Below are 25,106 nucleotides of genomic sequence, written 5' to 3'. Positions count from 1 at the left end.
GCCCCGCAAACGTGGGGCTTTTCATTGCAAGGGAGGCGCTGGCGGAAAATCGCCCTGCGGCTCCGCGGGTGGCGATGGCGGCGCGGAAGGTTGCGGTTCCAGCTCCGGCGCAAGCGGCGACAGGGATTGCGTGTCCGGCGGAGGTCCGGGCAGCGTGGTGTCGGGCTTGTCGCCGAAGATACCGCGTCGCGTTTCTTCCGCCTTGCGCCCGGCTTCCTCATATTTGCCGCCAGCAGCAGCCCTGGCCCAGCCGTTCGCGGCAAGCCATTCAGCCGCATCCTCATTGCCGAGTGTGCATTCGGTCGCGACCGCACCGCCGCTGTCGTTCTGCGGCAGGCGGCACATGATCGCGCGTGAGCGCAGCCATTGCCGGAAGGCAGTGCGCGCCTGCATACCGCATGGCCAGTTTTCGCCGGATGCCGTCCGGCATGTCTGCTCGACGGGAACGACCTCTATCCCCTGCAACTCGATGATGCGGCCCTGACTTTCCAGCCGTCCGGCGGCGACGGCGACCGGACGCTGCAAAAGCTGCATCGGCTCGCCTTCATCGACCGCGGCGGCAGGCGCCGGTGGTTCGGGCGGCTTGGGGGTCGAGGCAAGGCCGAGATCGCTCAGCGGCGGACGCGGCGCTTCGCGCTCCAGCCCGCCATCGTTCACCTGATCGTTGACCTTGCCGTCTTCCTTCCACGCCGGGGGCTGTCCTTCGGCTGGGGCGGCATGGCCCTGCTGCGGCGCATTGCCTGTTTCGGACGGTGTCCCCGGCTCGTCATAATCGAACTGTTCGACGACGATGCCGTTTCCACCGCCGGAGGCCTGCTTGCCGCCCGCCTGCCCGGAATCGATGACGACGACCGGACGATCCAGCGCGCCATGAAAGGGGGCGATGAAGGCCGCGAGCAAAACCGCGCCCGTCACACATGCCAGACCGCCGAAAACGGCCCGCGCATGGCTCCTGTCCCGCATATGCGCCATTTACTGGCTCGCCCACAGAATCCGGGCGATCCATTCGACATCGCTGGATTCGAATATACGGTTCGGGTGTTCCTGATTGAGCGAATGAAGCTCAATGGTTCGCGGCGTCTGGCGATGCAGGATCTTGGCCATCACTTCTCCGTCTCGGGTTCGCACCACCACGCGGTCGCCACGGCGGACCGCCGCATTGGGCGCGACGATCAGCGTATCGCCATCGCGGTAAAGGGGCAACATCGAGTCGCCGGAAACCTCAAGCGCATAGACACCCTCTCCCGTGCGGGCGGGAAATTCGACGATGTCCCAGCCCTGCCCCGCCGGAAAACCGGCATCGTCGAAATAGCCGCCAGCGCCGGCCTCCGCCATGCCGAGCAGCGGGATCGGATGCGGGTCCTGCGTATATTCGCCCAGAGGACGCGCCGCGTTATCCCCGCCGGTGATGAGGCGTGTAAACTCATCGAAAGTCGCGCCGGTGGCTTCCATCACCTTGGCGAGCGATTCCGTCGAGGGCCAGCGCGCGCGGCCATCGGCGGCATAGCGTTTGGATTTGTTGAACGTCGTGGGATCGAGGCCCGCGCGGCGCGCAAGCCCGGATGCACTCAGGGAATGGCGTTCAGCCAGGGCATCGATAGCCGCCCAGACGCTCTCATGAGAAAACATTGTATGACCCACGCAAGAGGATTTTAAACCTAACAACCCGTCCTATATGGTGCCAAATCTAGCGGAAAACCCCATTTTGCGCAAGATGTGCCATATTACAGGGAAAATTTTCTTATCCCGAAACAAAACGCGCGGCATGGAATGCCGCGCGTCGCCATTATCGAAGGCTGAAATCAGGCTGCCTTCTTCGCTTCGGCCTTATAGGGGTTGAAGCGCTGATAGAAGGTTTCGCCATTTTCGGCCATATCGAGAAGAAGTTTCGGCGCCTTGAACTGGCTTCCGTATTTCTTCTGCAAATCCTTGGCGAGCTTGACGAATTTCTTCGCTCCCATGCCGTCGACATAGGAAAGCGTGCCACCCGTATAAGGCGCAAAACCGAAGGCGAGGATGGAGCCGACATCGGCTTCACGCGGATCGGTGACAATACCTTCCTCCATCACGCGGGCGGCTTCCAGAGCCATGGTGACGAGGAAGCGCTCCTTCAGTTCCGCCACATCGACCTTGTCCGGGTCCTGCTGCGGATAGAGGTCCTTCAGACCCGGCCACAGATGCTTCTTGGCAGGCTTTGCCGGATAATCGTAGAAGCCCTTGCCATTCTTGCGGCCCTTGCGGTCGAACTCGTTGACCAGACGGTCCACCAGTTCCACATGACGCGGATCGACGGCTTTCGGCCCAAGATCGGCAAGCATTGCCTTGAGGATCTTCTGCGACAGGTCGATGGCCGTTTCGTCGTTGAGCGCGAGCGGACCGACCGGCATACCGGCCATGCGGGCGGCATTTTCGATCATGGCAGCCGGAACGCCCTCGACGAGCATGTTATAGGCTTCCGACATATAGCGCAGCACGCAGCGATTGACGTAGAAACCGCGCGTGTCGTTGACGACGATCGGCGTCTTCTTGATCGCGCGAACATAATCGAGCGCGACGGCCAGCGCCTTGTCCGAGGTCTTCTTGCCGAGGATCACTTCCACCAGCATCATCTTGTCGACAGGCGAGAAGAAGTGGATGCCGATGAAATTCTTCGGACGCTTTGACACTTTGGCAAGGCCGGTGATCGGCAGGGTCGAGGTATTGGAGGCGAAGATCGCGGAAGATTTCAGCACTTCCTCGGCCTTCTCGGTCGCAACCCGCTTGACTTCGCGGTCCTCGAACACGGCTTCGATCACCAGATCGGCACCTTCAAGCTGTGCATAATCCGGCGTCGCGGTGATGAGCGACAGGAGCTTTTCCTTGTCGGCCTCGGTGGCGCGGCCCTTCTGGATTTCCCTGGTGACGAGATCGGCGGTGTGCGCCTTGCCCTTGTCGGCGGCTTCTTGATCGCGGTCGATCAGGACGACCGGAATGCCTGCCTTCGCCGTCACATAGGCGATGCCCGCGCCCATGAAGCCCGCGCCGATGACACCGATCTTCTTGAGCCTGGTCGGCTTTTCGTCCGCCGGGCGGCGCGCGCCCTTGTTCAATTCCTGCAAGGACACGAAGAGCGAGCGGATCATCATGCCCGCCTCTGTCGTCTGGAGGATTTCGGTGAAATAGCGCTGCTCGATCTTCAAGCCAGTATCGAACGGCACCAGAAGGCCCTCATAGACCGATTTCAGGATGGCGAGTGCTGCGGGATAATTGCCGGAAGTTTCGCGGCGCAGAATGGCGGTCGCGGCGGGCCAGAGATTGGCGCCGGCAGCCGAATAAATCGCGCCACCCGGCAGTTTGAAGCCCTTTTCGTCCCATGGCTGCACTGGCTTCAGACCGCCCTTGATGAGCTTCTTTGCCGTTTCCACGAGTTTCTTGGCCGGAGCGACTTCGGTAACAAGACCCATTGCCTTGGCGCGCTGTGCCGTCAGGCTGGAGCCGGTCGTCATCATCTGGAGCGCGTCCTGCTGGTTGGCAAGGCGCGGAACGCGTTGCGTGCCGCCAGCGCCGGGAAACAGGCCGACTTTTACTTCCGGCAGCGCCATTTTCACGCCCGAAGCGTCCGACACCACACGCGCATGGCAGGCGAGCGACATTTCGAACGCGCCGCCCATGCAGGTGCCATTGATGGCCGAAACCCATGGCTTGCCGCATGTTTCAAGCTTGCGGAACAGGCCACTCATCTTGCCGACATTATCGAACAGAGTCTGGACCGCGCCTTGGCTGTCCTTTGCCTTTTGTTTCTGGAACGCCTTGAACATGCCTTCCAGCATGGTCAGGTCGGCACCGCCGGAGAAGCTATCCTTGCCGGATGTTATAACAACACCCTTGACCTTGTCGTCGGCACTCGTCGCATCGATGATGGCGTTCAGTTCCTGCATCACCTCGACGGTGAAGACGTTCATCGACTTTTCCGGCATGTCCCAGGTTACGAGAGTGATGCCATCAGTATCGGTTTCAACTTTGAAATTTACATAAGCCATTGTCTGAACCTCCGCAAAGCGCATCCCGAAAAGTGCAAAGCGGTTTTCGGATAAGATGCGCGCTAAGCTAAAAAATTAGAGCGTGATCTGATTTATCAGATCAAAACGCTCTAAACGCGCTCGATGACGGTTGCCGTGCCCATGCCGGCGCCGATGCACAAAGTCACCAGCGCGACATTGAGATCGCGGCGTTCCAGTTCATCCAGCACCGTGCCGAGGATCATCGCGCCGGTCGCGCCGAGCGGGTGCCCCATGGCAATTGCCCCGCCATTGACGTTGATCCTGTCTCGCGAGATGTCGAAGGCCTGGCAGTAGCGCAGAACCACGGCGGCAAAGGCTTCATTCAGCTCGAACAGGTCGATGTCCGAAATCTTCATCTTGGCCTGTTTCAAAAGCTTTTCCGTCACATCGACCGGGCCGGTCAGCATCAGCGCCGGTTCCGAGCCGATATTGGCGAAGGCACGGATGCGCGCGCGCGGCTTCATGTCGAACGCCTTGCCCGCCTTTTTCGAGCCGATCAGAACGCCTGCCGCGCCATCGACGATGCCCGACGAATTACCCGCATGGTGGACGTGGTTGACGGTCTCGATTTCCGGGTGGGCCTGAATGCCGACGGCATTGAAGCCGCCCATTTCGCCCGGCATCACGAAAGACGGATTGAGCTGGCCCAGCGCCTGCATGTCGGTCGATGGGCGCATATGCTCGTCATGATTGAGGATGGTGAGACCATTCTGATCCTTGATCGGGATGACCGAATTCTTGAAATAGCCCTTTTCCCACGACTTTGCAGCACGCTTCTGGCTTTCGACGGCATAGGCGTCCACGTCGTCGCGGCTGAAACCGTATTTCGTGGCGATCAGATCGGCGGAAACGCCCTGCGGCATGAACCAGCCCGGAAAACCGACCGACGGGTCCATGTACCACGCACCGCCCGACATGCCCATGCCAACGCGCGACATGCTTTCAACGCCGCCTGCGATCACCATGTCGTCGGCGCCGAAGGCAACCTTGGCGGCTGCCAGATTGACCGCATCGAGAGCAGACGCGCAGAAGCGCGAAATCTGAATACCGGGCGCCTTGAAGTCGTAACCGGCTTCGAAAGCCGCCGAGCGCGGAATGACCGCGCCTGCCTCGCCGACCGGATCGACGCAGCCGAAGATAATGTCATCGACCTTTCCGGTATCGATGCCGTTGCGGTCGCGAAGCGCCTCCAGAACCTTTGCGCCCAGACGGACGGCAGGCACTTCGTGCAAGGAACCGTCCTTCTTGCCACGGCCGCGCGGCGTACGGACGTGATCGTAAATATAAGCCTCAGCCATTTTTTATCCTTCCCATCAAACCGAATATCAGAACGCGTCCGCGTTAAGCGCCATCATCGAATCCGCGCCCGACTGGATGCGGGCGAGATGCGCGGCGCTTTCCGGCATGATCCGTTCGAAATAATAGCGCGCGGTGACGAGCTTTGCTTCGAGGAATTCCTTGTTGCCCTCGCCAGCAGTCAGCTTTTCTTCCGCGACCTTGGCCATGCGCGCCCACATGAAACCCAAAGCCACCAGACCGAAAAGATGCATATAGTCGTTGGAGGCTGCACCGGCATTATCGGGCTTGGCCATCGCGTTCTGCATCAGCCACATGGTGGCGGCCTGAAGGTCATTGAGGCCTTTCTTCAGATATTTGGTGAAGAAGGAGAGCTTTTCGTTCTCGCGATTGGCTTCGCAGAATTCGCCAACTTCCTTGAAAAAGGCGGTCACCGCTCGCCCGCCGTTCAGCGCCAGCTTGCGACCGACCAGATCGAGCGCCTGAATGCCGTTCGCGCCCTCATAGATCATGGCGATGCGCGCATCGCGCACATACTGGCTCATGCCGTGTTCTTCGATATAACCGTGACCGCCAAAGACCTGCTGCGCCATGACGGCGTGCTCAAAGCCCTTGTCGGTCAAAACGCCTTTCAGCACCGGCGTCAGAAGCCCGATCAGATCGTCGGCGGCCTGACGTGTTGCTTCATCATCGGAGCGATGCGCGATGTCGGAGTTGAGCGCCGTCCAGAGGATGAGCGCACGGCCCGCCTCGTTGAAAGCGCGGATATTCATCAGATTACGACGGATATCCGGGTGCACAATGATCGGATCGGCCTTCTTTTCCGGTTCCTTGGCACCGGTAAGCGCGCGGCCCTGAATGCGCTCGCGCGCATAGATCGCAGCGTTCTGATAAGCGGTCTCGGCGATGGAAAGGCCCTGAAGCGCCACACCGAGACGCGCCTCGTTCATCATGGTGAACATGGCGCGCAGGCCCTTATGCGCCTCGCCGATCAGATAGCCGGTCGCATCGTCATAATTCATGACGCAGGTGGCATTGCCGTGGATGCCCATCTTTTCCTCGATGGAACCGCAGGAGACGCCATTGCGCTCACCCGGATTGCCGCTTTCATCAAGAATGAATTTCGGCACGATGAACAGCGAAATGCCCTTCACCCCTTCCGGTGCGCCGTCGATACGGGCCAGCACCAGATGAATGATGTTTTCCGCCATGTCATGTTCACCGGCGGAAATGAAAATCTTCTGGCCGGAAATCTTGTAGGAACCATCTGCCTGCGGCGTCGCGCTGGTCCGCAGAAGCCCCAGATCCGTGCCGCAATGCGGTTCGGTCAGGTTCATCGTGCCTGTCCAGGTGCCTTCCACCATCTTCGGCAGATAGGTGTCTTTCTGCTCGTCTGTGCCGTGCGTCAGGATTGCGGCAATCGCGCCCTGCGTCAGGCCCGGATACATGGTGAGCGCCATATTGGCCGAAGACATATATTCGCCGACAGCGGTATGGAGCAGATAGGGAAGCCCCTGTCCGCCATATTGCTCCGGCACGGCGAGACCGAGCCAGCCGCCCTCGCGATAGAGATCAAAGGCTTGCCTGAAACCCTTTGGCGTTGTCACCGAGCCGTCGGACGCACGCTTGCAGCCCTCGCGATCCGCCGTCTGGTTGACCGGAAACAGCGTGCCTTCGGCGAGCTTCGCGCCTTCCGACAGGATCGCCTCGACGACATCGGGCGACGCATCGGCAAAGCCCGGCAGATTATTGTAACGCTGATAATTCAGAACGTCGTTGAGAACGAAATTCGTATCTTCAACTGGCGCGCGATAGCTCGGCATCGAAATCCTCCAATTCACCACCTGAGCCGTTCCGCGATGTGCGGAACATGCTCCCGACCGCGTTTTCATGCCTGCACGCCACATTATAGCGAAATCTTGTGACAGTGCGCATGTTGCAACAAAAGGGGACGCTTTTCTGCGAAAAACAGCCCTTTTTGCCGCTTTTCGACCGGTCGCTTCACGGATTCCATGCCCGACCAGCCGATTTCGAGCAGAAGCTAACGCAATTTGACGTTTCCGTAAACGTCAAAAATTACACAAGTTCGTGCGGGGTGGAAAAATGTCTCGACAACGCGGGCGGACCCGCGTTTTTACGACTCATATTCAATGGGTTACACTCGATGATCGTCCGATATCGACAGGATGAGACAAAGGAAAGGCGGCATTTCTGCCGCCTTTCTTCGATTCACCTCGTTTCGCCTATTTGAGCCACACCACACGGCGGGTTCCGGTCTCGATCAGCGCCGGACGATCTTCCACATAGACATAGGAATAGGTCGGCTGATCAGGAACGACGACCAGCGGCACGTCTTCAGGAATCACCATGCCTTCCGCGAGAGGGCCATCGATCACGACCGGATCGACCGGGTTCGCTTCGATATAGGTCACCACTTCGTCCGGCACGGGTGGGCCGGCATTGGGCTCGTCGACATAATAGACGACCTCACGGTTTCGCATCGAAACGATCACCGGTTCGCCATCGACGTAGATATAGCCGAAATCCGGATTATCGGGGATCGGGTGAATGGCAACGACATCGGGAATGACATAACCGTCGCTGATTTCGCCTTCGATCACCACGGGATCGGAAGGGTTAGCGATAACATAGTCGCGCGCCGCCTGAGGCACTTCGATAATCGCCCGGTCCTGCGCCAAGGCAATACCGGAACCGGCGAAGAACACCGCTGCGGTCAGAACAAGAGCTTTTTTCATTTCCAGCCTCGCTTTCGCGTTCAGCCCCGAAAACGGGGACCGGCAACGCGTTCGGTTGCAATGGCTGGACTAACCGTTCCGATGCCGCCTGGTTCCGTCCACGGAGCACACTTCATGCGACAGGCTGAAACATTCTCCCCTGCGGATTCGTTGCCGGCAGCCGCGACGCTGGCCGATTTTTATCATGAGCCTGAAATCAGACGGGCTTCATTTCCATGCGCGCCAGAATGGTCCGAAGCTCTTCCACCGACCGGTCGATGGCGTCCTTCTTCTTTTCGAGATCGACCAGCTTTTCCCTGAAACGATCGCGCAAGGCGTCAGCCTGCGCGGTATCGGCAGCGCCGTCCTCCCAGACGCCGATCAGTTGCCCGACTTCCCGGAGCGTGAAGCCGATACGCCGCCCGAACACGATCAGGCGCAGCCGCGCATGGTCATTTTGATCATAAAGCCGGGTCACGCCCGCGCGGCGCGGACTGAGCAGCCCCTTGTCTTCATAAAAACGCAGGGTCCGCAACGTCAGGTCGAACTCCTCGGCCAGATCGCCAATCCTGTATAATTGTCCCGATTGCCTGTTTCTTCCCCCGTGGCTTCCCCTGCCTGCCAGTAAATCCACGACGACCATATCCATCGCAGCCGCTGGGACGTTTTTTTGTTTAATCATGCTCTATCCAGTTTCCGCCCCCGGAAACGCCCGCTCATCGCGCAATTTGCGCGGTGAACCACAATTGATGACCGCTCGCACCGATATCCCCGTCAATGTGCGGCCTCGATTGACATCCATCGTTATGGATTGTCGTCTTTCATATCCGACAGATGCACTTTCTGCCCCTGTCTTCACTCCTTCGCAGGTCTCCTCCCCGATCCGCTATAACACAATCCCAACGCGCAGATTAACGACTTGTTTACCACGTCCGTACAAATGTAAGCAGAGCAAATTGTTGCCTATTGCCCTGGCGAAATTTGCTCCCGGCGATCTCTATCATTGGAAAAAGTGAATTTCTCATGGCAAATCCAGATCTGGCCTCAGGTTCACGGTCCATCATCGACGGATTGAACGCCCGCCGTGAGCGGCGCGCGCCCTCATCCGCCATGGAAGAACTGAACCGGACGTTGGCAAGTCTCGAAAAGCGCCTGATGGATCTGGAACAGGACGATGCACCGGATATGCGCGATATTCTGAGGCCCGAACAGGAACCCGTTCGCGCATCCGCCCGTCCATCCGACGAGATGGTCACCAATCTGGCTGAAATCGCGGAGAACCTGCGCCGTATGCGCGACAGTCAGGAACAGCCGCGCCAGCATCACATCCAGGGCGAGGGCTTCGAAAGCCGTATCGAGGAACTGGTAGAGCAGGTCTCCACCACGGTCATGCAGCGCAGTTCCGATGCCCTCTATCGCAAGCTCGGCGAACTTTCTTCGCGCATTGATGAACTTGCAAGCGGTTCCGCCCTGCCGAGCGGGGTCGTCGACCAGCTCGCCCAGCAGGTCAATCTGCTGGCAAGACAGGTCGGCAAGGTGCTCGAAAACCTGAGCCAGTCCGACTATCGCGCCATGGAAGAGCGGCTGGAAGCCATCGGCGAAAAGCTGGAAGCCGCCGAACGCCGCACACAGGAACCCCATCCCTTGGTTCTCGACACGATCGACCGTCGCTTCGCCGAATTGGCCGAACGCCTCGATGCGCATTATGCCGCCCGTCACGTCGATAGTGGCACGATCCATTCGCTGGAAGGTCGTCTCGACGACCTTTCGCAGCAGATATCGCTGGGCTTTCTTCAGGCCCCTATACAGGACGGCCCGAGCATCGACAGCAAGGCCATCCGCAGCCTCGAAGACCAGATCGCCAATATCGCCCGTCATCTGGCCCAGCCTGCCGCCGAACTCGCCGAACTGAAGCCACGCCTCGATTCCATCGAGCGCTCCATCGCCTCCAACCGGGAAACGGTGCTGGACGCAGCACGTGAAGCCGCCGAAAGCGCCGTCGCCCATGTTCTCCAGCATGGTTCGCACGGCGACAGCGTGATCGCCCGCCAGCTTGCCGAAGACATGAAATCGCTTGAAGCGCTGGCTCGCAGTTCCGAGGAACGCAATGGCAAGACATTCGAGACCGTTCACGACACACTTACGAAGATCGTCGACCGTCTGGCGCGGATCGAACAGGACGTAGCGGGCAGGCCGAAGGCCCCGGACGCCATGGACGCCCCGAACGCCGCCGGCAAGTCGCGACCGTTCGCCAACCCCGATACCGTCTCGCCACGGCCCCTGACCCCGCGCTCACCAGCAGCCGCCGCAGCCGAAGCGGCTTTCGCGACAGTTCAAAGTGAAGCCGCCCGCGCCGATGCAGGGGCAGGCGAGACAGGCAGGCCGTCTCCATTCCGCAGCTTTGCCAAGACAATCCGTGGACGCCGTGCCGACAAGCTGGAGGACGAAAACGGGCAAAGGCTTGCAGCCAACGGCACGGATGCGCCGTCCGACGCGCTGGCCCTCGAAGGCGACCTCGCCATCGAACCGATCACCCGAAGGGAACCGGAACTGGAAAGGAATCCGGTCCCTCGCCCGCAGGGCGAGGACATGCCGGACCTCAATTCCATCATGAAGCGCGTGCGCGAAGAGCGCCGCCATCGCGAAAATACCGCCGAAGCCGCCCTTGCGGCAGCAGGCAAGGTGGATTTCATCACCGCCGCGCGTCGCGCGGCACAGCTTGCAGCCACCGAATCCGAACAGCTCCAGAAAGGCGCGACGGCTCAAACCGATCGAAAGAAATCCTCTTTCAGCGCGATCATCAAGCGCCAGCGCAAGCCGATCCTCATGGCCATCGGCGCGGTGATGATCGCCATGGCGGGCCTTCAGATCGGTTCCGCATTTCTCGACCGCGACGAACAGACCGGGAGCGTAATCGATGCCGTTCCCGAGAAAAGCGAGACGCCGGTTGTGGAAGCCCCTGCCGCACCGATCGACGATATCGCCGCCAAAATCGCCTCGACCACCACGCCCGCTCCGCAGGAACCCGCAACCCCAGCCCCTTCTCCGGCGGAACCGGAAGCAGAACCGCTGACGACGGCCGGGATTCCGGCAAAGGCGGAACCGCAGGAGCCTGCGCCTGAAACGAATGCAGGCGCGGAAACTGCCGCACAGCCTGCCATTCCGACCATACCGGAAGAAGCCGGGCCTGCCGCGCTGCGTGAAGCTGCCGCCAAGGGCGATGCCCGTGCGCTTTTCGAAATCGGCAACCGTTACACGGAAGGCCGCGGCGTCGCCGCCGAATTTGCCAAGGCTGCCGACTGGTACCGGATCGCGGCCGATCAGGGCTTCGCACCGGCGCAGTATCGTCTCGGCAATTTCAACGAGAAGGGCCTCGGCATGGCCCGCGATCTCGACAAGGCCAAGACCTGGTATCAGCTTTCCGCCCAGCAGGGCAATGCAAGCGCCATGCACAATCTCGCCGTTCTTTTCGCGACGGGCGCCAATGGCGCGCCAGACAATGCTTCGGCCGTGCGCTGGTTCACCGATGCCGCCGAACTCGGCGTGAAGGACAGCCAGTTCAATCTGGGCATCCTCGCCGCCAAGGGCCTTGGTATGCCGGTCAATCTGGAGGAAAGCTACAAATGGTTCGCGCTCGCCGCCAATGCGGGCGACAAGGATGCCGCCGACAAACGCGACGAGATCGCCAAGGCACTGAAACCCGAACAGCTTGCCCGGGCCAGGGACATGGTGACCCTATGGAAGGCCAAACCGCTCGACCAGGCCGTCAACTCGATTGACGTGCCGGATGCGTGGACCGAAGACAAGCCGATGCCGACAGGCTCGGTGGACATGAAGAAGGCCGTTCGCAATATCCAGCTCATTCTCCAGAAGAACGGCTACGATGTCGGCTCCGCAGATGGTCTTATGGGCGGCAAGACACGCACTGCAATCGCCGCATTCCAGAAGGCCAACGGCCAGCAGCCGACCGGCGACGTAGACCAGAAACTGGTCCAGCTTCTGCTGGAAAAGAACAAATAGACGGCTGGAGCATTATCATGTTTCACGGGGGGCGGCGATTGCCGCCCCTTTGTTTTTCCGGTCAGGGGCCTGAATCAAGTAACAGGTTGAAACGACTCGTTGAGCCTTATTATTTAAGTTGCAACAGCGAGGGAATATACAATGCTCCTGCATGTAAACAACGATATGGAAAACGGCGTAATCGCGAAGATCCCTCTCGCGCTCGACAAAGACGTAAAAAGCTTTCAGGGGGATGCGATAGATTTCGAGATTTCTTCGGGCGATAACCAGCTTATACCTGCCGAAGATATTCACCCCTACAAATCCATCTTCAAGATACTGTCCGGCAGCGCCGAACTGAAAAACATCTTCCTGGCCGTGTCGTTCAACGCCAATTTCACCACGCCCGACGGCAAGAAGACCTGTCTGACACGATCCGGGCCGACCGAGGAATGGAACGTGCTGAACGGTACCTATTACACCGAAAGCATGAACTGCTTCGGCTTCAAATCCAGCAGCCGGTTTTCCGGGAATTTCGGCGTCAACCTGACCAATCCCTATCTTTACGTCATCAAGAACGGCATGTTGACCGACAATAAGATGTCCGACAATATTTCTATCCGCGCACAGTTCTATCCTTCCGCGGGCTATTCCGTCATCACGCCGAAAGAAGATGTCAATATCGTCATCAGCAATCGCCAGAATATGGCGGAATAGTGCAGGTATCTGCTCCCGGAAGCGTCTGACGGACACGCAGATGTTGTTCATAAACAACACCTCGATTTTTTCCTCAAATATAGTTCCCAAAGTCAAGTTTATCGCCATTCCGCGTTTGACTTCGCTTCCATGACGGAGCAAGACATAAAGGTGGGCGGCCCGGTTTCTGCAAAATTGGTGACATAGCCTCTAACTGCTTGTTTTCATGCATTTCCGAACGCCGACCGTTTCATATTTTCGTCGGAAATGCTTTAGTAAGTTGCAACAACTTGCGGAGAAACGCGGCCGCAAGTAGCTGTGTGTCATGCGTCCGTGAAAGCCGGGTTCGGAATTGGGTATTTACCTTCCCATTGCGGAATTATCGGTCAACATGCTGGTTCTGCTCGGCATGGGTGCCGCCGTGGGCTTTCTGTCGGGCCTGTTCGGCGTCGGCGGCGGATTTCTCATCACACCGCTCCTGATATTTTATAACATCCCGCCTGCGATTGCCGTGGCCACCGGGGCAAATCAGGTCATCGCTTCATCGGTTTCGGGTGCGCTTGCGCATTTCAAGCGGCGAACGCTCGATATCAAGCTCGGCCTCTTTCTGGTCGCTGGCGGCCTGGTCGGGTCGCTGCTCGGTATTTTCGTTTTCTCATGGCTGCGCGACCTCGGCCAGCTCGATCTGATCGTCTCGATCCTCTATGTCTTCTTTCTCGGCACCATCGGCGGGCTGATGCTGGTGGAAAGCCTGCGCGCGCTACGCCGCGCGAAGAAGGGACAGGGCGGCGCCGTACGCCGATCGGGCCAGCATACATGGATACACCGCCTGCCCTTCAAGATGCGCTTTCGCGCTTCCACCATCTATGTCAGCATCATTCCGGTTCTGGGCATCGGTTTCTTCATCGGCCTTCTGTCGTCGATCATGGGTGTCGGCGGCGGGTTCATCATGGTGCCTGCACTCATCTATCTCCTGCATGTGCCGACGAATGTCGTCGTGGGCACATCGCTGTTCCAGATCACATTCGTGACCGCCTTCACCACCGTCATGCAGGCGACGACCAACCAGTCCATCGACATCGTGCTTGCCTTCCTGCTGATGGTCGGCGGTGTGATCGGCGCGCAATATGGCGCGCGGGCCGGGCAGAAGCTGCGCGGCGAACAGTTGCGCCTTCTGCTTGCGCTGATGGTGCTTGCGGTGGGCCTGCGTCTCGCCTTCGGCCTGTTTGTGCGGCCCGACAATCTGTTTTCGATCTCGATTGCGGATATGTGACATGCGCGGCCTGATGTTCTTCTCCGCATTTCTGCTCTGCCTCATGGCAGGAAGCGCGCTGGCGCAAGTCGATACCGACAGCAACGGCAACACCATTCCGCAACTGCAAAATCCGTCCGACGAAACCATCGAAATCGGACTTTCGACCGAAACCGTGGCGATCACGTCGAATTTCGGCGGCACCGACCTCACCATATTCGGCGCGCTCGACAATGCCGACCCGGCGATCCAGCGGCAGGGACGCTACGACATCATCGTCGTGCTGCAGGGGCCGTCGCGCGATCTCGTCGTGCGCAAGAAGGACCGCTATCTCGGTGTCTGGATCAATGCGGATTCGGAAACCTTCATGGGCGTTCCGCTCTCCTATTCGCTCGCATCCACCCGCAACCTTCAGGATATTGCCGACGAGCAGATTTATCGCCAGCTTTCGGTCGGCGTGCGAAATTTCTACCTCGCGCCCGAATACCCCGGCAGCCTGTCCGGCAATATTGCGACATTCGGCAATGAACTGCGCGAGATAAAAATCCGGCAGGGGCTCTATAGCCAGCGCATCGGCGGGGTGGAATTCATCTCGCGCACCCTGTTTCGCGCCACGCTGAGCCTGCCCGCCAATGTGCCGGTGGGCCGCCACAGGGCCCGCGCGCTTCTGTTCCGCAACGGCGTTTTCCTGCGGGAAGCCAATGCCGGCCTTGAAATCGTCAAGGCCGGTCTGGAACAGAGCGTCTATGACGCCGCCCACCAGAACAGTTTTCTCTACGGCCTTTTCGCGGTCTTTCTCGCCGTGTTCACCGGCTGGTTCGGACGGATACTATTCCGTAAGGACTAGCGGATTTTTCGAATTTGACGTTTGAAACAGCATCCCATTCAGTCGGGATTCAAACATCAAATTCAATCCACTAGAGCATTTCCAGCAAAAGTGCGAAGCGGTTTTGCGTAGGATAATGCGTAAAAACAAATAGTTGGAGCGGTTCCAACGTTTCAGTCAAAACAGGAACCGCTCTAGCCTCCATAAAGCGCGCCGCGCGCTATCGGATAGACCTTGCCCTGCCCGAGCAGGTAGGCGCGCAGCGTTTCATCCACGAACAGGCCCCGGAACGCACGGTCCAGAATGTTGAGCGCGCCGGTATAGGCGCCGAAGGCGGGCATGATGAGCCTTTCGCCGTCGCTGACGAAACAGGGGCGGCGCACCGAGCGTCCGCGCCTGACGATGCGCGCTGCCGGATGCAGATGACCGGCAATCTCGCCCTGCCCCGCCTTGCGCGACGGTTCATGCCGGAAAGTGAGCGGCCCGACCGCCAGTTCCTCCACGCAATCGCCGGGCAGATCGACCGGACGTTCGGGATCGTGATTGCCGGTGATCCAGAACCAGTCGCGATGTTCCATCAGCGATTTCAGCCGGATGGCATAGAGCGACGGCAGGCGTTCGCTGGCCCTGGCGTCGTGAAAACTGTCGCCGAGGCTGATAATCGTGCGCGGTTGATAACGCGCGATCGCTGCCGCGAGCATATCGAGCGTCGCGCCCGTATCGTAAGGCGGGATGAGTTGGCCGCGCCGGGCAAAGGACGAGCCTTTTTCCAGATGCAGGTCGGAGACGACCAGCATGTGAAGATCGGGCAGGAACAGTGCGCCGGACGGATCGCATATGGCGGCAACCCCGCGCACCTGCGCATGTGCCAGACTATACGCCTCTCCGTTTCCCCATACCGCAGCCCTCATTGCATTGCTTCCCTGATCAGGTCGTCCGCCGCCTCTTCAAGCAGCATCTCGTCGCCCTCGCCCGCCACGCGTTCGCGCCCGATTTCAAGCATCACCGGCAGCGCCAGCGGCGAAATCCGGTCGAGCGGCTTGTGCAGGATATGGCCTTTCACCCGCGCCAGCATGTCGCCGAGGCGCTTGATGTCCAGAAGCCCGGTCGCGGCATCGGCGCGCGTCGCCTGCAACAGGATATGATCCGGCTCGTGTCCGCGCAGCACGTCATAGATGAGGTCCGTCGAAACCGTGACCTGCCGCCCCGTCTTCTCCTGCCCCGGATGGCGGCGCTCGATGAGGCCGGAAATAACCGCGCAATTGCGGAAGGTGCGTTTGAGAAGATAGCTCTCATCCAGCCAGGCTTCCAGATCGTCGCCCAGCATATCCTCGTCGAACAGGCGCGACAGGTCGAGCCTGCCCGTACGGATCATGGAAGCCATGTCGTTAAGCCCCCACAGCCCCAGCGAGTAATCGGTGGCGACAAAGCCCAGCGGATGCGCGCCCATGCGCTCCAGGCGCCGGGTCAGCAACATGCCGAGCGTCTGGTGCGCCAGCCTGCCCTCGAAGGGATAGGCGACCATGTAATAGCGGTTGCCGCGCGGAAAGGTCTCGATCAGAAGTTCGTCCGTACCGGGCAGCACCGATTTCCATTGCTGCACCTCGAGCCACTCGCGCACCTGCCGGGGCAGGAACTGCCAGCGTGTACGGTCAGCCAGCATGGCGCGCACCTGCGAGGCGAGATAGGTTGAAAGCGGAAACTTGCCGCCCGCATAGACGGGAATTTTCGCATCCTGCCCGGCGGCATTGGAGGCAATGCATTCGTTCTCGCGAATCCCCTCGAAACGCAGCACCTTGCCCGCGAACAGGAACGTGTCGCCCGGCGTCAGGGTTTCAAGGAAATATTCCTCGATGCGGCCAAGCACGCGTCCGCCCCTCGCATTTCCCCCCTTGCCGCCGCGGGTGAGCCGCACATTCAGCTCCGGCGCTTCGACAATCGTGCCGATATTCAGACGATATTGCTGCGCGATACGCGGATTGGATACCCGCCACGTGCCATCGACGGTCTTGCGGATTTTGGCAAACCGCTCATAGGTCTTGAGAGCATAGCCGCCTGTCGCCACAAAATCGAGAATCCGGTCGAAACTCTCTCGCGGGAGCCTCGAATAAGGCGCCGCGCTCCGCACTTCCCGGAAGAGTTGATCGGCATTGAAAGGTTCGGCGCAGGCCATGCCCAGCACATGCTGCGCCAGCACATCCAGCGCACCGTCTATCAGGGGCGGCGTATCCTGCGCGCCGAGATAATTGGCGTCGAGTGCCGCGCGGCACTCCATCACCTCAAAACGGTTGGCGGGCACGAGGATCGCACGGCTCGGTTCGTCCATGCGGTGATTGGCGCGACCGATGCGCTGCGCCAGACGGCTTGCGCCCTTCGGCGCGCCGACATGGATGACCAGATCGACATCGCCCCAGTCGATCCCCAGATCGAGCGTCGAGGTGGCGACCACCGCCCGCAACGTATTGGCGGCCATGGCCTGCTCGACCTTGCGGCGCTGGCCCGCATCGAGCGAACCGTGGTGCAGGGCGATGGGCAGCGTGTCCTCGTTGACGCGCCAGAGACCCTGAAACAGCATCTCCGCCTGACTGCGCGTATTGACGAACAGAAGCGTCGTGCGGTGCTGGCGGATTGCCTCGTAGATATCGGGAACGGCATAGCGTGAGGAGTGGCCCGCCCATGGCACACGCTCCTCGGAATCGAGAATGGTGATTTCCGGCTTTGCGCCACCGTCCACAGTGACGAGTCCCGCCTTCGGCTCCGTGCCGTCCTGCTCCACCAGCCAGCGGCGCAGTTCGTCCGGCTCCGCAACGGTGGCGGAAAGGCCGATCGTCTGCAATTGCGGTTGCAGGCGGCGCAGCCGCGCCAGCCCCAGCGCCAGCAAATGCCCGCGCTTGGAAATGACCAGCGAGTGCAATTCGTCCAGTACCACGTAGCGCAATCCCCTGAAGAACTGCTCCGCACCCTTGGATGCGATCAGGAGCGCAAGCTGTTCGGGCGTCGTCAGCAGAATATCGGGAGGGCTGAGCTTCTGGCGCTGGCGCTTGTGGGCGGGTGTGTCGCCTGTCCGCGTCTCGATCGAAATATCGAGACCCATTTCCTCCACCGGCACGGTGAGATTGCGGTGAATATCGACGGCAAGCGCCTTCAGGGGTGAAATGTAAAGAGTATGAACGCCGCGCCGCGCCATATCGGGTTTAAGGCCGGGCTTCTGGCGCTCTCGCCGCTCCAGATCGACCAGCGCCGGCAGGAAACCGGCCAGGGTCTTCCCCGCGCCAGTCGGGGCGATCAGAAGCGTGGATTGCGCCCCTTCCGCCCGCGAAAGCAACTCAAGCTGATGGGCGCGCGGCGACCATCCCTTCGCGGAAAACCATTTGACGAAACGGTCCGGGAGAGGAAAGGCGGCAGATATGGCGGCGGGCTTCTGGGTCAGTGTCACGCCGCCAATCTAGTCGTAGCGGGGCGGGCCGCCAAGATGTTTGTTCACTTTTGTTCTCATTTTGTCAGCAGGAAAGGTCCCCCTCCCTTTTCCTCGCGAAGCAGGCGACCTATCTTCCAGCCCATGCGTTTCAACCAGTTGCTCTGCTCTTCTCCCAAAGGTCTTTATTGCCCGCCCGGCGATTTCTATATCGACCCGGTGCGCCCGGTGGAGCGCGCGCTCATCACCCACGGCCATTCCGACCACGCGCGCGCGGGCCATGCCCATGTGCTGGCGACACCGGAGACACTGGGCATCATGGCGCTGCGCTACGGCGACGGTTTTGCCGGAACCACGCAGCCGATACGGCTTCAGGAGAGCCTCACGATCAACGGTGTCCGCGTCAGTTTTCACGGTGCGGGCCATGTGCTGGGTTCAGCCCAGATCGCGGTGGAAATGGACGGCACGCGTATCGTCGCGTCCGGCGACTACAAGCGCGCCGCCGATCCGACCTGCGCGCCTTTCGAGCCCGTCGCCTGCGACGTCTTCATCACCGAGGCGACTTTCGCGCTGCCGGTGTTCCGCCATCCCGACGCATCGCATGAGATCGCAACGCTCCTGAAATCGGTCCGGCTCTTTCCCGAACGCACGTATATGGTGGGAGCCTATTCGCTCGGCAAGGCGCAGCGCGTCATCAGGCTGATACGCGATGCGGGCTATGCGGAACCGATCTATATTCACGGCACGCTGGAAAAGATCTGCGACTATTATCAGGCGCAAGGGATCGATCTCGGCAGGCTGGAACCCGCCGCGCCGGAGTGCGACGCGGGTGAGGTCGATTTCGCCGGCAAGATCGTCGTCGGTCCGCCATCGGCCTTTTCCGACCGCTCGGCGCGGCGTTTCCCCGATCCCGTGTCCGCCTTCGCTTCCGGCTGGATGCGCATCCGCCAGCGCGCCAGACAGCAGGGCGTGGAACTTCCGCTCATCATCTCCGATCATTGCGACTGGGACGAACTGACCGCAACCATCACTGAAATCGCCCCGGCTGAGGTCTGGGTCACGCATGGGCGGGAAGAGGCGCTGATACGCTGGTGCGAACTGCGGGGCCTTTCGGCCCGCCCTCTCAATCTCATCGGTTATGAAGACGAGACCGACTGATGCGCGCCTTTGCCGAACTTCTCGACCGCCTGGTCCTGACGCCACAGCGCAACGGCAAGCTGCGCCTGCTGGTCGATTATTTTCGCACGACGCCCGACCCGGACCGCGGTCTGGCGCTGGCCGCGATCACGCGCGATCTGGAACTGCAAAGCGTGAAGCCCGTAATGCTCCGCACATTGATCGCCGAGCGTAGCGATCCGGTATTGTTCGCCTATTCGTACGATTACGTGGGCGATCTCGCGGAAACGATATCCCTTATCTGGCCCGGCCCGAGCGAAGCCGCGCCGGGCGCCAATCTGCCGCTAGGCGCGGTCGTGCACGAACTGCTGAACGCTTCCCGCCGTGAAGGCCCGATGCTCGTTGCCGGATGGCTCGACCTGCTCGGCATTTCGGAACGCCACGCACTTTTGAAGCTTGTGACGGGTGGTCTGCGCGTCGGTGTCTCGGCGCGGCTTGTCAAGCAGGCGCTGGCCGATTTCGGCACGGTGGATGTGGTGGAGATCGAAGAACTCTGGCATGGCCAGGCCCCGCCCTATGAGGCGCTTTTCGCCTGGCTGGAAGGCCGTAGCGAAAAGCCCGCCGCGACCGCGGCGGCGCCCTTTCGCCCTGTCATGCTGGCAACCGCGCTCGATGAGGCGGAAATCCCCACCCTTGCCCCTTCGGCCTTCAGCGCGGAATGGAAGTGGGACGGCATTCGAGTGCAGGCCGTTTCGGAAGACGGTGTCAGACGGCTTTATTCACGCACCGGCGACGATATTTCCGGCGCTTTTCCAGATATTATCGAGGCGATGGATTTCGAGGGGGCCATCGATGGAGAACTTCTGGTCGGCGGTCACGGCGAGACCGGCCTCGACACCGCAAGTTTTTCCGATCTCCAGCAAAGGCTGAACCGCAAGACGGTCAGCGCGAAACAGTTACGGGATTATCCGGCCTTCGTGCGCGCCTACGATCTCCTGCACGAAGGAAACCGGCAGACCGGGCACGATCTGCGCGCCCTGCCCTTTTCGGAGCGGCGCGGTCGTCTGGAAGCTTTCATAACGAAGCTCGATCCACGCCGCTTCGACCTTTCGCCCCTGCTGCCCTTCAACGATTTCGTGGAACTTGCCCGCCTGCGCAGCGATCCGCCCCACCCGGTCATCGAAGGCGTCATGCTGAAACGCCATGACAGCACCTATGTTCCGGGACGCCCGAAGGGACCGTGGTTCAAATGGAAACGCGATCCGTTCACCGTCGATGCCGTGGTGGTCTATGCCCAGCGCGGCCACGGCAAGCGATCCGGCTATTATTCCGACTTCACTTTCGCCGTCTGGACGGGACCGGAGGACGCGCCTGTTCTGGTCCCCGTCGGCAAGGCCTATTTCGGTTTTACGGATGAGGAACTGAAGCTTCTGGACAGGTTCGTCCGCGAGAACACAATCGAGCGGTTCGGCCCGGTTCGGTCCGTCCGGGCCGAAGCTGATCACGGGCTGGTGGTGGAAGTGGCCTTCGAAGGTCTCAACCGTTCCACGCGGCACAAGTCCGGTGTCGCGATGCGCTTTCCGCGCCTTTCGCGGCTGCGCTGGGACAAGCCGCCCCGCGAAGCGGACCGGCTCGAAACGCTCGAAAAACTGCTGGACTGATTATTCAGCCACCGTCGAGACGCGGATTTCGTAGATATTGACCGGCTTGCCGGTTCCGGCCAGATCGGAATTGACCGTGATCGTGCCCGCACGGCCTGCCTTCTTTCCTGCCGGATTATCCATCTCGAAAAGAAAATCGCTCACGGAATCGCGCACATCGTAGCGACGGCGTCCACAATCGCCCATACCGCCGAAATCGCAATTGACGGACATCTGGGTCATCTTGCCGCCATCGGCCCGCGCCACGATGTCGAATGTCGCCTTCTTTCCTTCGAGCTGGTTCAAGATGCCTTCACCGACATCGAAAGTAACCGTATCGGTCGCGCCGGAAGACTGTATGCGGGCAAAGCTGCGCGTGCCTTCCTGTCTGATTTCAGCCGTCGCGCGTCCCTGTACCGACAGGCGCGTTGCTTCGGACGGCTGGAAGACGGTGATCCATTTGAGTCCACCCGCTTCCTCGCCTTCCTTCAGGGGCGCCAGGCTTCCGTCGTTGCGCAGCGGATTGCCCGATGGCCCCCGGCCCATATCGATGAAACTGTTATAGAGCGAATAGCCGATGAAACCGGCCACCACCAGAACAAGGGCCGGAATGCCGTAGCTGTAGAAAGGCGAGTGACGCTTCTTTTTCTTGCGGTCCTTACGCGAAACGCCGCCCTCATAGCCGAGTTCCGCCGCGCTCCGCTTCTTCTGCCGCGATGTTCCGCGAATATCGCCGGTGTCCAGCGCCGGCGCCGCTTCCGCAGCCGTGCCGCCAAGGATCGGGTCATTATGGAGCGGCGTGTCGAGCGAGGGTTCGCGCCGATCCGTCGTGCTGCCGCCAACCCTGAATTCCTGTTCGATGCCGGAAATGGCGGCCTTCAGCTTCTGGCGGCGCTGTTCCTTCTGCGCATCGCTCAGTGCGGTATTCGTCGCCAGCGCGCGTTCATGCGCGCCCCAGGCGGATTCATAGATTCGCTGACGCGTTGCCGGATTATGCGCATCCGCCTTGGTAAATGCGTTTCTTATGGCGCGTTCGATACTTTCCAAAGGCCAGGTCTTCCCTTGTTCGCGTTTCCCGCTTCCATGTCATTTGTGAAAAGCGAAACCGCTTATCCATCCCGACATTAAATGAGCCTCAGCGAAATTAACGTCTGAATCAAGGCATTTACCTGTTCATCACCCGCTTTGGCTACCCGATAAGGGTATGAGAAACACCAATTATTAACTTTGGGTAGTCCTTTTTCCCCGACCTGTACGTCTTTACAGCTCCGAAACGACCTTTGCAGGATGCGCTTCGGCCCTCCCGGCAGGTGTCCGATTCTCTTCGAAATATCCGCCGGAACCTCCTGCGCCGGAACGGCTTTTCGCTGCCGGGGCGGTATACTCCCCCGCTCGCGCGCTTTTGATATTGCCCTTGCGCAAAGAAATGCTAGAAATATTACGTTTACGGAAACGTCAATCAAGGAGGACGATTGAAGATGGCCTTGCCGGATATTCTGAAAAACAGATTGCGCATCCCGGTGGTTGGCGCTCCACTGTTCATCATTTCGCATCCGGCTCTGGTGATGGCGCAATGCAAGGCAGGCGTCGTCGGCTCCTTTCCCGCACTCAATGCCCGCCCTGAAGCGCAGTTCGATGAATGGCTGGCGGAAATCACGGAAGGTCTCGCGGCCTATGACAAGGCCAATCCTGACCGCCCGTCAGCGCCCTTTGCCGTCAACCAGATCGTCCATCGCTCCAACAGGCGGCTCGAACACGATCTCGGCCTCTGCGTGAAATACAAGGTGCCGATCGTCATTTCCTCGCTCGGCGCCGTGCCGGAAGTGAACGCCGCGATCCATTCCTATGGCGGCATCGTCCTTCACGACGTCATCAACAATCGCCACGCCAATTCGGCAATCCGCAAGGGCGCGGACGGGCTTATTGCGGTTGCCGCCGGTGCTGGCGGTCATGCCGGCGCATTGTCGCCCTTCGCGCTCGTTCAGGAAATACGCTCCTGGTTCGACGGCCCCCTGCTCCTTTCGGGCGCCATTGCAAATGGCGGCTCGATCCTTGCGGCGCAGGCCATGGGCGCCGACCTTGCCTATATCGGCTCGCCCTTCATCGCCACGACGGAAGCCCGCGCAGCCGACGCCTACAAGCAGATGATCGTCGATTCGAATTCCTCCGATATCGTCTATTCCAACTATTTCACGGGCATTGCAGGCAATTACCTGAAACCCTCCATCGAAAAGTCGGGCCTCGATCCCGACAATCTGCCCGAAGCCGACCCTTCCAAGATGGATTTCGACAAGGCCCAGCAGGAAGGCGCCAAGGCCTGGAAGGACATCTGGGGCTGCGGTCAGGGCATCGGCGCAATCCATGAAGTAGCGCCTGCCGGACAACTGATAGACCGGCTGGAACGCGAATATGTTGAAGCGCGCCAGCGTATTTGCGCTGGCGGCTGATCGTTCGGCAAGATATTGCATATTTCAGGCGGGAGGCGGCGACGCCCCCGCTTTATGCTCTGAAAACAATTCACATTCTTCGGGACAGGTTTTAGGGTCAGGCCTGTAACCGGGACCAATTCCCTCATTTCTCATTCGGGCAATGATATGACAGATATGTCCAGACAGCGCCTTGTCGGACGGTGGGTCGAGTTGACCTCTCTCGACCCGGCTTCTCACGGCGCATCACTTCACGCCGGGTCGCATGGCCCGGAAAGCGAGGAGTTGTGGCGTTATCTGCGCGACGGACCGTTTCCCGACGTGCAAGCCCATACGGAGCATCTCGCGCATCTCAGCACTTCCGGTTCGTTTGTCGGTTATGTCATCACCGACCGGGCGTCTTCGACGGTGCTGGGACAGATGGCCTTGATGAAATTCAGCGCCGGGCACCGCTCCATCGAAATAGGATACGTTCTTTTTCTGCCAGCCTTGCAACGAACGCGCGGCGGAACGGAAGCGCTTTTTCTGCTGCTGCGTCATGTGTTCGAAGTGTTGAAGCTCCGCCGGTGCGAATGGCGGTGCGACAGCCGCAATGCAAAATCGGAACATGCCGCGCTGCGTCTGGGATTCCAGCCGGAAGGGCGGCTGAGGCAGCATATGCTTGTAAAGGGCCACAACCGGGACACGTTGATTTTCTCGATGCTCGATACCGAATGGCCGCAGGCCAGGGCGGCGCTGGAAGCGTGGCTTGCCGATGAGAATTTCGATGAGAACGGAAGAGCGAAACGCAGTCTGGAAGAATTTCGCCAAGGGTTATTTGTGAAACATCTTCGTGGCGATCAGGTTTGAAAGCGCCTCCATCAGGGCTGTGTCCGCGCCGCGCCGTGAAACCAGCACGAATTCGGCATCTTCAAGCGCGGGCAACCGCCCGGCAGGAATTTCCTTGAGACCCGAAGGGGCCATGCTGCGCGGCTGCACAAGCACGCCCATGCCCGCCCGCGCCGCAGCCGTCAGGCCGCTGAGACTGCGGCATGTGCAGACGATGCGCCACGCCACCTTTTCCCGCTCGAGCGCCTCCTGCGCCACGCGACGCGTGATCGATGGCGGTGGAAATGCGATCAGCGGCAGGGCATCGCCGCGCCGCAACACATGGTCGGGATCGCGCGCCAGCCAGACCAGCGGTTCCCGATAAAGCAACTGCCCATGGGTCTCGCCAACATATCGCTTGGCCAGCACCAGATCGAGATCGCCTGCATCCTGCATCTGGTAAAGCACCGCCGAGAGCGCGACCGTCAGTTCCAGATCGACAAGTGGATAAAGCCGGATGAAATCTTCCAGAATGGAAGTCAGGCGGTTGGCGACCACGTCTTCGGAAACGCCAAGCCGGATACGTCCGCGCAACCTGTTCAGCCCGAACAGCGAAGAAACCTTGCCGTTGAGATCGAGCATTCCGCGCGCATAACCGAGCAGTGCTTCGCCTTCCGCAGTCAGTCGCACCTGATGCGTGTCGCGCGCGACAAGCTGGCGCCCGAGCGATTTTTCCAACCGCTGGATATGCTGTGTCACCGTGGATTGACCGATGCCGAGTCGGGCGGCCGTTTCAGTGAAACTGCCGGTCTGGTGCAGCATGACAAAACTGTTCAACTGGGTGAGGCTCAGCATGGC

19 protein-coding genes are annotated in these 25,106 nt (G+C 60.1%); 8 read left to right on the top strand and 11 right to left on the bottom strand.

The annotated features are described in order from the left end of the window. Positions 1–21: 21 nt before the first annotated feature. The 7 genes from FHS76_RS15610 to FHS76_RS15580 all read right to left on the bottom strand — a co-directional run bounded on the left by FHS76_RS15610 (position 22) and on the right by FHS76_RS15580 (position 8,753). Positions 22–972, bottom strand: a complete 951-nt coding sequence (locus FHS76_RS15610) for a thermonuclease family protein (protein WP_183654648.1) — start codon at positions 970–972, stop codon at positions 22–24. Beyond that, entirely contained in the window at positions 973–1,629 is a 657-nt protein-coding gene (locus tag FHS76_RS15605) for a S24 family peptidase (RefSeq protein WP_183654646.1), read from the bottom strand. A gap of 173 nt (positions 1,630–1,802) precedes the next feature. Further along, positions 1,803–4,019 (bottom strand): FAD-dependent oxidoreductase, encoded by a 2,217-nt coding sequence (locus tag FHS76_RS15600; protein ID WP_183654644.1) that lies wholly within the window; start codon positions 4,017–4,019, stop codon positions 1,803–1,805. A gap of 110 nt (positions 4,020–4,129) precedes the next feature. After that, positions 4,130–5,338, bottom strand: coding sequence for an acetyl-CoA C-acetyltransferase (locus tag FHS76_RS15595; RefSeq protein WP_183654641.1), 1,209 nt, complete (start codon positions 5,336–5,338; stop codon positions 4,130–4,132). Between the two features lie 27 nt (positions 5,339–5,365). Next, positions 5,366–7,159 carry an acyl-CoA dehydrogenase C-terminal domain-containing protein gene (locus FHS76_RS15590; protein WP_183654638.1) on the bottom strand — a complete coding sequence of 598 codons (1,794 nt, stop codon included), beginning with the start codon at positions 7,157–7,159 and terminating at the stop codon, positions 5,366–5,368. Between the two features lie 420 nt (positions 7,160–7,579). Further along, a complete protein-coding gene (locus tag FHS76_RS15585; RefSeq protein WP_183654635.1) occupies positions 7,580–8,092 on the bottom strand; it encodes a DUF1236 domain-containing protein in 513 nt (170 codons plus the stop codon). A 196-nt stretch (positions 8,093–8,288) separates the two neighbouring features. Continuing rightward, a complete protein-coding gene (locus FHS76_RS15580; protein ID WP_183654632.1) occupies positions 8,289–8,753 on the bottom strand; it encodes a MerR family transcriptional regulator in 465 nt (154 codons plus the stop codon). 341 nt (positions 8,754–9,094) lie between these two features. On the opposite strand from FHS76_RS15580, the gene FHS76_RS15575 reads away from it, so the two are divergent. The 4 genes from FHS76_RS15575 (at position 9,095) to FHS76_RS15560 (ending at position 14,865) form a co-directional block, all read left to right on the top strand. Beyond that, positions 9,095–12,091, top strand: coding sequence for a peptidoglycan-binding protein (locus tag FHS76_RS15575; protein WP_374828602.1), 2,997 nt, complete (start codon positions 9,095–9,097; stop codon positions 12,089–12,091). Between the two features lie 141 nt (positions 12,092–12,232). Then, a complete protein-coding gene (locus FHS76_RS15570) occupies positions 12,233–12,787 on the top strand; it encodes a hypothetical protein (protein ID WP_183654629.1) in 555 nt (184 codons plus the stop codon). A 370-nt stretch (positions 12,788–13,157) separates the two neighbouring features. Continuing rightward, positions 13,158–14,039 carry a sulfite exporter TauE/SafE family protein gene (locus tag FHS76_RS15565; RefSeq protein WP_235992707.1) on the top strand — a complete coding sequence of 294 codons (882 nt, stop codon included), beginning with the start codon at positions 13,158–13,160 and terminating at the stop codon, positions 14,037–14,039. Position 14,040: 1 nt separating this feature from the next. Further along, the gene (locus FHS76_RS15560) at positions 14,041–14,865 is read left to right on the top strand and encodes a TIGR02186 family protein (RefSeq protein ID WP_183654623.1); all 825 of its coding nucleotides are present in this window, start codon (positions 14,041–14,043) and stop codon (positions 14,863–14,865) included. A 173-nt stretch (positions 14,866–15,038) separates the two neighbouring features. Here FHS76_RS15560 and pdeM read toward each other — a convergent pair whose 3' ends face one another. Next, positions 15,039–15,755, bottom strand: coding sequence for a ligase-associated DNA damage response endonuclease PdeM (gene pdeM / locus FHS76_RS15555; protein WP_183654620.1), 717 nt, complete (start codon positions 15,753–15,755; stop codon positions 15,039–15,041). Beyond that, positions 15,752–18,280, bottom strand: coding sequence for a ligase-associated DNA damage response DEXH box helicase (locus FHS76_RS15550; protein ID WP_183654617.1), 2,529 nt, complete (start codon positions 18,278–18,280; stop codon positions 15,752–15,754). Before FHS76_RS15550 ends, pdeM begins: the two co-directional genes overlap by 4 nt. Positions 18,281–18,403: 123 nt before the next feature. Between FHS76_RS15550 and FHS76_RS15545 the strand changes: the two genes are divergently transcribed. Together FHS76_RS15545 and FHS76_RS15540 are read left to right on the top strand one after the other, a co-directional pair. Further along, positions 18,404–19,417 (top strand): ligase-associated DNA damage response exonuclease, encoded by a 1,014-nt coding sequence (locus FHS76_RS15545; protein WP_183654614.1) that lies wholly within the window; start codon positions 18,404–18,406, stop codon positions 19,415–19,417. After that, a complete protein-coding gene (locus FHS76_RS15540) occupies positions 19,417–21,036 on the top strand; it encodes a cisplatin damage response ATP-dependent DNA ligase (protein WP_183654611.1) in 1,620 nt (539 codons plus the stop codon). The genes FHS76_RS15545 and FHS76_RS15540 overlap by 1 nt, the downstream gene beginning before the upstream one ends. Here FHS76_RS15540 and FHS76_RS15535 read toward each other — a convergent pair whose 3' ends face one another. Then, entirely contained in the window at positions 21,037–22,062 is a 1,026-nt protein-coding gene (locus tag FHS76_RS15535) for a hypothetical protein (RefSeq protein WP_183654607.1), read from the bottom strand. 431 nt (positions 22,063–22,493) lie between these two features. Between FHS76_RS15535 and FHS76_RS15530 the strand changes: the two genes are divergently transcribed. Both FHS76_RS15530 and FHS76_RS15525 read left to right on the top strand, forming a co-directional pair. Next, positions 22,494–23,462 carry an NAD(P)H-dependent flavin oxidoreductase gene (locus tag FHS76_RS15530; RefSeq protein WP_183654768.1) on the top strand — a complete coding sequence of 323 codons (969 nt, stop codon included), beginning with the start codon at positions 22,494–22,496 and terminating at the stop codon, positions 23,460–23,462. Between the two features lie 156 nt (positions 23,463–23,618). After that, positions 23,619–24,290, top strand: coding sequence for a GNAT family N-acetyltransferase (locus tag FHS76_RS15525; protein WP_183654605.1), 672 nt, complete (start codon positions 23,619–23,621; stop codon positions 24,288–24,290). Here the strand turns inward: FHS76_RS15525 and FHS76_RS15520 are convergent. Beyond that, on the bottom strand, positions 24,255–25,103 hold the full coding sequence (locus tag FHS76_RS15520; RefSeq protein WP_183654602.1) for a LysR family transcriptional regulator: 849 nt from the start codon (positions 25,101–25,103) through the stop codon (positions 24,255–24,257). The genes FHS76_RS15525 and FHS76_RS15520 overlap by 36 nt on opposite strands. Between the last annotated feature and the right edge of the window lie 3 nt (positions 25,104–25,106).

It is taken from the genome of Brucella daejeonensis (assembly GCF_014199265.1).
In the GTDB taxonomy this organism is placed as follows: Bacteria; Pseudomonadota; Alphaproteobacteria; order Rhizobiales; family Rhizobiaceae; genus Brucella; species Brucella daejeonensis.
The sequence above is the reverse complement of the archived record's forward strand: the minus strand, read 5'-3'. Positions and strand labels throughout refer to the sequence as shown.

What these genes read in the sequence shown, in the direction of transcription:
- FHS76_RS15610 (WP_183654648.1), bottom strand. Translation starts at nt 972, where the DNA reads ATGGCGCATATGCGGGACAGGAGCCATGCGCGGGCCGTTTTCGGCGGT.
- FHS76_RS15605 (WP_183654646.1), bottom strand. Translation starts at nt 1,629, where the DNA reads ATGTTTTCTCATGAGAGCGTCTGGGCGGCTATCGATGCCCTGGCTGAA.
- FHS76_RS15600 (WP_183654644.1), bottom strand. Translation starts at nt 4,019, where the DNA reads ATGGCTTATGTAAATTTCAAAGTTGAAACCGATACTGATGGCATCACT.
- FHS76_RS15595 (WP_183654641.1), bottom strand. Translation starts at nt 5,338, where the DNA reads ATGGCTGAGGCTTATATTTACGATCACGTCCGTACGCCGCGCGGCCGT.
- FHS76_RS15590 (WP_183654638.1), bottom strand. Translation starts at nt 7,159, where the DNA reads ATGCCGAGCTATCGCGCGCCAGTTGAAGATACGAATTTCGTTCTCAAC.
- FHS76_RS15585 (WP_183654635.1), bottom strand. Translation starts at nt 8,092, where the DNA reads ATGAAAAAAGCTCTTGTTCTGACCGCAGCGGTGTTCTTCGCCGGTTCC.
- FHS76_RS15580 (WP_183654632.1), bottom strand. Translation starts at nt 8,753, where the DNA reads ATGATTAAACAAAAAAACGTCCCAGCGGCTGCGATGGATATGGTCGTC.
- FHS76_RS15575 (WP_374828602.1), top strand. Translation starts at nt 9,095, where the DNA reads ATGGCAAATCCAGATCTGGCCTCAGGTTCACGGTCCATCATCGACGGA.
- FHS76_RS15570 (WP_183654629.1), top strand. Translation starts at nt 12,233, where the DNA reads ATGCTCCTGCATGTAAACAACGATATGGAAAACGGCGTAATCGCGAAG.
- FHS76_RS15565 (WP_235992707.1), top strand. Translation starts at nt 13,158, where the DNA reads ATGCTGGTTCTGCTCGGCATGGGTGCCGCCGTGGGCTTTCTGTCGGGC.
- FHS76_RS15560 (WP_183654623.1), top strand. Translation starts at nt 14,041, where the DNA reads ATGCGCGGCCTGATGTTCTTCTCCGCATTTCTGCTCTGCCTCATGGCA.
- pdeM (WP_183654620.1), bottom strand. Translation starts at nt 15,755, where the DNA reads ATGAGGGCTGCGGTATGGGGAAACGGAGAGGCGTATAGTCTGGCACAT.
- FHS76_RS15545 (WP_183654614.1), top strand. Translation starts at nt 18,404, where the DNA reads ATGCGTTTCAACCAGTTGCTCTGCTCTTCTCCCAAAGGTCTTTATTGC.
- FHS76_RS15540 (WP_183654611.1), top strand. Translation starts at nt 19,417, where the DNA reads ATGCGCGCCTTTGCCGAACTTCTCGACCGCCTGGTCCTGACGCCACAG.
- FHS76_RS15530 (WP_183654768.1), top strand. Translation starts at nt 22,494, where the DNA reads ATGGCCTTGCCGGATATTCTGAAAAACAGATTGCGCATCCCGGTGGTT.
- FHS76_RS15525 (WP_183654605.1), top strand. Translation starts at nt 23,619, where the DNA reads ATGTCCAGACAGCGCCTTGTCGGACGGTGGGTCGAGTTGACCTCTCTC.
- FHS76_RS15520 (WP_183654602.1), bottom strand. Translation starts at nt 25,103, where the DNA reads ATGCTGAGCCTCACCCAGTTGAACAGTTTTGTCATGCTGCACCAGACC.